Annotated in this window: 5 protein-coding genes and 1 pseudogene; 1 reads left to right on the plus strand and 5 read right to left on the minus strand. The window is 65.5% G+C overall.

Features of this window, described 5'->3' with window-relative positions:
- Positions 1-3: 3 nt before the first annotated feature.
- Positions 4-1,404 (plus strand): cytochrome P450, encoded by a 1,401-nt coding sequence (locus tag WA702_RS20475; RefSeq protein ID WP_425112365.1) that lies wholly within the window; start codon positions 4-6, stop codon positions 1,402-1,404.
- 172 nt (positions 1,405-1,576) lie between these two features.
- Here the strand turns inward: WA702_RS20475 and WA702_RS20480 are convergent, their stop codons facing one another.
- The 5 genes and pseudogenes from WA702_RS20480 to WA702_RS20500 all read right to left on the minus strand — a co-directional run.
- Entirely contained in the window at positions 1,577-2,674 is a 1,098-nt protein-coding gene (locus WA702_RS20480) for a Gfo/Idh/MocA family protein (protein ID WP_425112366.1), read from the minus strand.
- 3 nt (positions 2,675-2,677) lie between these two features.
- Positions 2,678-3,850, minus strand: a complete 1,173-nt coding sequence (gene nagA / locus WA702_RS20485) for an N-acetylglucosamine-6-phosphate deacetylase (RefSeq protein ID WP_425112367.1) — start codon at positions 3,848-3,850, stop codon at positions 2,678-2,680.
- Positions 3,850-4,875 carry an SIS domain-containing protein gene (locus WA702_RS20490; RefSeq protein WP_425112369.1) on the minus strand — a complete coding sequence of 342 codons (1,026 nt, stop codon included), beginning with the start codon at positions 4,873-4,875 and terminating at the stop codon, positions 3,850-3,852. The genes nagA and WA702_RS20490 overlap by 1 nt, the downstream gene beginning before the upstream one ends.
- A complete protein-coding gene (locus WA702_RS20495) occupies positions 4,872-5,627 on the minus strand; it encodes a GntR family transcriptional regulator (RefSeq protein WP_425112370.1) in 756 nt (251 codons plus the stop codon). The genes WA702_RS20490 and WA702_RS20495 overlap by 4 nt, the downstream gene beginning before the upstream one ends.
- A pseudogene (locus tag WA702_RS20500) lies at positions 5,618-6,000 on the minus strand (N-acetylglucosamine kinase); the annotation flags it as partial. The gene WA702_RS20495 and the pseudogene WA702_RS20500, both read right to left, overlap by 10 nt.

The raw sequence follows: 6,000 nt of genomic DNA on the forward strand, positions 1-6,000 counted from the left end.
GTCATGTTGAACCGCACGTTCGAATACCGACCGCCCGCACCCGAGCCGCCCGAACGGCTTGGGCTTCTCGATCTGCTCGCTAGGATGAAGCGAAATCCGCTCGAGTGTTGGACCGCCGAGGTTTTCCGCGAGCCTGTTGTCAAACCGCGGCTGCCGTTCGTGGACGCGCTTCTGATCCATGACCCATCGGCCATCAAATACGTGCTGCTCGACAATGCGGCTAACTACCGGAAAGATTCAATCCAGCGCCGGATTCTGTCGAAAGGTCTCGCCGACGGCCTGTTGAGCGTCGAAGGCGAGCGGTGGGAGGTTCAACGCCGTACGCTGGCGCCGCTCTTCGCCCGTCGCACGGTTGTCTCCTTCGGTCGGGCGATGCTGAAGGCCGCGAAGCGGCTTTCCGACAGCTGGCGGGAGCTGGGGCCCGGCGCGCTGATCGATGCCACCGCGGAAATGACCTCGCTTACGCTCAGCGTGTTGGCACTCACGATTTTTTCAGACGGGATCGGCGACGATATCGAAGAATTCCGCGCGGCCATGAACGACTATTTCGGTGCGGTCGGCCGCATAGGCGTGATGGATCTGTTCGGTGTGCCCGACTTCGTGCCTCGCCCCGGGCGCACTCGCCTAACGCGGACGATGGTCTACTTCGAAGGCGTGATCGATGACATCATCGAAACCAGGCGGCACAGACTGGCTTGTAGCGCACAGGAGGAGGACTCGAAGGACCTTCTGGCCCTGCTCTTGGGCGCGCTCGATCCTTCCACCGGCAAGCCGATGTCATTGAGAGAAGTCCGGTCGAATATCCTCACCTTCCTCTCCGCGGGTCACGAGACGACGGCGAATGCCCTTGCTTGGTCACTCTTTCTGCTGTCGCAGGCACCGGAATGGAGCATGCGTGTGCAAGAGGAGGCCCGGCGCGAGTTGAGCGGCCCGGCCGAAGGGCTGGCCGATCGCTTGATCGTTACGCGCGCGGTCGTGGAGGAAGCGCTGCGGCTCTATCCATCCATCGCTGCCCTCAGCAGAACCCCAAATGAGCCCGACCGCATCGGGTCTTTCGACGTGAGAGCCGGATCGCTGATCGTCATCGCACCCTACGTGCTGCACCGGCATGAAGCGCTTTGGGATAGGCCGGAGGTTTTCGATCCCAGCCGGTTCCTGCCGGAGGCAAGGACCAGGATTCCCCGGTTCGCCTATCTTCCTTTCGGAGTCGGGCCGCGCACCTGTATCGGATCGTCCTTCGCGTTACAGGAAGCGACCATCGTGCTCGCATTTCTTACGCATGGTTTCGAGATCGATCTCGTTCCGGACGCAGAAGTCTGGCCTCTGCAGAGGATCACGCTGCGTCCGGCCCACGGGCTGCCGATGCGGATCAGGCCGCGAAACGCTGCGCATCGTGGAGAATAGGAAGAGAACCTTTCCGTGGCCTCCGCACGGTCTTCCGGCAGGTTCAGCGCCTCTGTGCGACGTCCGACCTTCTTGGGGTAAATCTGTGAGGTGCTCGACAGGACATCCGGCACATCCGACGAGCTTCAGGCGACCAATGCCCGACTCATTGTTGAGAATGCCGATCCCGCGCTTAACATGCCCGCGGATAGCCGCTTCGAACGCTGGCGTCGGCGGCAAACACGATGCTCAGCGAGTCGATGGCTGCCTCGTGATGCTCGGATAGATCGATCTCGCCGCGGATCGCCTGCAGAAACAGCCTTTGTTCGCGCTCGCAGAGCTCCTGGTGGCCTGGCTCGTCTTCGGTCGAGAGGATCTCGTCGGGCCTTGCGAAGCCGCCTTCGGAATCGCGAGCCGCGTGATGGATACGAAGCGCGTTGGTGCGGGTATGCGTGTCATGGTCCGCCGAGCCAGCAGCCGTATCCGTGCTCTCCTTTGCGATCATCGACACGCTACCTTTGGGTCCGATGATGTCCTTCACGAAATGAGCGGTCTCGCTCATCATCGGTCCCCAGCCGACCTCGTACCAGCCGACCGAACCGTCTTCGAACATGATGTGAAGATGGCCGTAATTGTACATGTCGGGCGCGATCTCGTCCGTAAGCCGCGCTCCGATCGCGTGGACCATGACGGGACGCGCGCGCGTCACCTGGCACATGATGTCGACATAGTGCACGCCGCAATCGACGATCGGCGAGGTCGACAGCATCAGCTTCTTGTGGACCTCCCAGAATGAGCCCGTCGATTGCTGGTTGAGATTCATGCGCATGACCAGCGGCTTTCCCAGCGTGCGGCCGATCTCGACGAAGCGCGACCACGAGGGATGGACGCGCAGGATATAGCCGACCAGCAGCGCCTTTCCGCTCGCGCGTGCGGCGCTGACGACAGCCTTGGCGGCCTTCAGCGTGTCGGCAAGGGGCTTTTCGCAGAACACGTGCGCGCCCGCGGCGATCGCCTGCAAAGCCATCGCGGCGTGATGCTCGGTGTAGGTGCAGATCGCGACCGCGTCGGGACGCAGGGTCGCGAGCGCCTCGTCATATCGCTCGAAACGTGGCAGACCGCGAAACTCGGCATCGAGATCATGTCGTTCGACTGCGCGGGAGGTGCAAAGGCCTGCGAGTTCGAATCCGTCGATCGCCCTGTAGGCACGGGCGTGGCTGGTGCCCATGGTACCGAGGCCAACTACGAGAACGCGGACGGGGGGCGCTGGCGAAACGGATGGCGATGGCATGGCTCAATCGCTTTCAATCGAAACGGCGCCCGAAGCACCTGTGCCGTCGGCGGTCGACTGGCCCTCGATCCAGGTGTCGAGCACCCGCAGGTCGTCGTCGAGATGCACGAGACTCGCCAGATGCCCGGGCGCGATGCGGCCGAGCTCCGCCTCGCGCCGCAGAAACGTCGCCGGAACGCGCGACGCCATCGCGAGCGCATCGCCGAGCTCGATCTGCGCGACTTTGACGGCGTAGCGCACGGCTTCGTCCATGGTCAAAACCGATCCCGCGAGCGTTCCATCGTCAAGCCGCAGACAGCCATCCACGTTCCTCACCCGGCGTCCCTGCAGATCGAACTGGTCCGGCCCGCCGGCTGCCGGCGGCATCGCATCTGATATCAGCATGAAGCGGTCATGCCGCTTGGCGGCGAATGCGATACGCAGGTTTGCGTCGTGCACATGGTGGCCGTCTGCGATGATGCCGACGAACGCATCGGCGAGATCGAGCGCGGCGCCGACCATGCCGGGCTCGCGCCCGGCCGACGCACTCATCGCATTGTAGAGATGGGTGAACGCGCGCGCGCCTGCGTCCACGGCGGCGCACGCTTCCGCGTAGCTTGCGTCGGAGTGGCCGAGCGAGACCAGCACGCCATGCCGCGCGAGCTCGGCGATGCGCTCTACGCCGACCCGATTGGGGGCGAGCGTCAGCATCACCGCGCCGCAATTCGCCTCGGCGATCGTCGTCACGTCGCCGGGCTCGAGGTCACGGATATATCCGAGCTCATGCGCGCCCTTGCGGCGCGGATCCAGGAACGGTCCTTCGAGATGGATGCCCAGGGTCGCCGGGGTCAGATGCCGCGCCTCGCGCGTGGCGGCAATCGCCGCCGCCATCACCTCAGGCGCGTCGGTCACGAGCGTCGGCAGCAGGCCGACGGTGCCGTGCTTGCGATGGGCGGCGGCGATGCGGGCGATGCCTTCCGGCGTCGGATCGTCGTTGAACAGCACGCCGCCGCCGCCATTGACCTGCACATCGATATAGCCGGGTGCAAGCAGGCCGCCGCCGAGATCGCGCAACGTGCCCTGCGGCCGCTCGGCGTAGGGGACGATGGCGGAGATGCGTGCGGCGTCGATGACGACTGCGTGGTCGTCGTGAAAGCGTTTACCATCGAAAATTCGCGCGCCGGACAGAACAATCATCAAATGGTCTCCGTCACCTTGCGCAGGTTGCGCGGGCGGTCCGGATCGCGCCCAAGCCGGCGCGCAAGCGCCTCGGCAAGGCGGTAGAAGCGGTGGATCATGACGACGGGCTCCAGCAATGTCGCCTCCACCTTCGCCGTGGCGAGACGATGGGCATCATCAGTGCCCCCGGCCTCGATCGCGATCACCGTCGCGCCCGCATTGGTTAGCGCCGCGAGCGCCGGCAGCATGCCCTGCCGGGCCGCGTCGGATGGCACAAAGGCGATGACCGGAAAGCCGGAGTCCACGAGTTCGGCCGGACCATGCAGCACTTCGGCCGCCGAATAGGCTTCGGCGTGGATGGCGCAAGTTTCCTTGAGCTTGAGCGCGGCTTCTGCTGCGATCGCAAGCGTCGCGCCGCGGCCGAGCACGAAAGCATTGCGGGCGCTGGCAAGATGCTCCAGCATCTCTGACGGCGGCGGCGCCGTCTGTCCGCGCAGGATCTCCGGCAGACCGGAAAGGGCGTCCGCGAGCTGCCGATCCTCACGCCAGGCCGCGACAAGGCCGGCGCCTGCGGCGAGACCTGCGACCATTGACTTGGTCGCGGCGACGGAATGCTCGATGCCCGCGCACAGCGGCAGCAGCACTTCAGTCTCGGTGGCGAGCGGCGAGGCCACGTCATTGACGAGCGCAACCGCCAGCGCGCCGCCGCGTCGCGCCGCGCGCTGCATATCCACGATGTCAGGGCTGCGTCCGGATTGCGAGATCGCGATCGACACGCTGCCCGCAAGCCGCATCGGCGTGCGATAAAGCGTGGCGATCGATGGGCCGACGGAGGCGCAGGGAATGCCGGAGACGATTTCGACCAGATATTTCAGATAGAGCGCGCAGCAATCGGACGAGCCGCGGGCGATGGTCGCCACGAGCGGCGGATCCAGGGACCGCAGCCGCGCGCCCAGCTCGGCGAGCCGCTCCGTATTGTCGGCAAGCTGACGCGCGACCGCTCCGGCTGCCTCGTCGATCTCCTGAAGCATGTAGCTGGTCATCGGCGCCCCTTTCGGATCGGCGGCGACAGAGTGAGCTCGGAAACGAAGTCGTAGGCATCGGCACGATACCAGGATTTCGTGAACTCGACGCAGGAGCCATCGGCAAGATAGGCGATGCGCTGGATATAGAGCGCCGGACTGTTGTGCGCGACGCCGAGCAGCTCCGCATCCGCGTCGCAGACCAGCGTCGCCCGCAAACGCTGCAGGCCGCGGGTCGGCTTGAAGCCGCGCGAGGCGAGTGCCTCGTAGAGCGAGGCGCCGACGGCATTCGGTTCCGGCAGATAGCGCATCGGGATGGCGGCGCGCTCGAGCGCCATGGGCGAGCCGTCGGCAAGCCGCAAGCGGCCGAGCCGGAACACGCGCTCGTTCGGTCTTGCGCCGAGCATCATGGCCTCTTCCGGCGTCGGCAGGAACACGCCGCGTTCGAGCTCGCGCGAGCTCGCCTCCAGTCCGCGCAACCGCATGTCTTCGGTGAAACTGGTCAGGCGGGAGGAGGGCTGTTCGACGCGCGGGGTTGCGCGATGAATGAAAGTGCCGGAGCCGTGGCGGTGATACAACACGCCTTCGGAGATCAGATCGGCAATCGCCTTGCGCAAGGTCGTGCGCGATACGTCGAGCAACTCGCACAGCTCACGCTCGGCCGGAAGCAGTTGCGTCTCTGCGAAGCGTCCGGTCTCGATCTCGCGCCGCAGCGCGTCGACGACGGCGAGGTAGAGTTTCTGGCCCGGCGCGGCTTCGACCGTCATGGACATGACGCGTCCTCCGCGAGGGTCCCGCCGGCGAGCAGGATCGCACCGTCGACCGCGTCACGCCGGGGCCGCAACAGCAGCTTCGCGACATCAGGCGGCAGAAACGGGCGCAGGGGCTCGCCGAAGCCGCCAACGAGCGCGATCCGCTTGGCGCCGAGTGCACTCAGGGTATTCGCGAGCGCCGCAATAGCGTCGGCTGCTTCGCAGACGATTTCAAGCGCGCGTGCATCTCCGGACCTGGCGACGTCCAGAATCTGAGGTGCGAAGGCGCCGTAGTCGCGGGGCCTTGCATCCAATGCCCAGCGGCTCATTCGCAGCGGATCGTCATCGAAATGGCGCGCCAGCGCAGTTGCGAGTCCGCTCGTTGGCTCGAGGC

The sequence above is a fragment of the Bradyrhizobium sp. genome (assembly GCF_049798375.1).
Classification (GTDB): domain Bacteria; phylum Pseudomonadota; class Alphaproteobacteria; order Rhizobiales; family Xanthobacteraceae; genus Bradyrhizobium.

What these genes read in the sequence shown, in the direction of transcription:
- nagA (WP_425112367.1), bottom strand. Translation starts at nt 3,850, where the DNA reads ATGATTGTTCTGTCCGGCGCGCGAATTTTCGATGGTAAACGCTTTCAC.
- WA702_RS20475 (WP_425112365.1), top strand. Translation starts at nt 4, where the DNA reads ATGTTGAACCGCACGTTCGAATACCGACCGCCCGCACCCGAGCCGCCC.
- WA702_RS20490 (WP_425112369.1), bottom strand. Translation starts at nt 4,875, where the DNA reads ATGACCAGCTACATGCTTCAGGAGATCGACGAGGCAGCCGGAGCGGTC.
- WA702_RS20480 (WP_425112366.1), bottom strand. Translation starts at nt 2,674, where the DNA reads ATGCCATCGCCATCCGTTTCGCCAGCGCCCCCCGTCCGCGTTCTCGTA.
- WA702_RS20495 (WP_425112370.1), bottom strand. Translation starts at nt 5,627, where the DNA reads ATGTCCATGACGGTCGAAGCCGCGCCGGGCCAGAAACTCTACCTCGCC.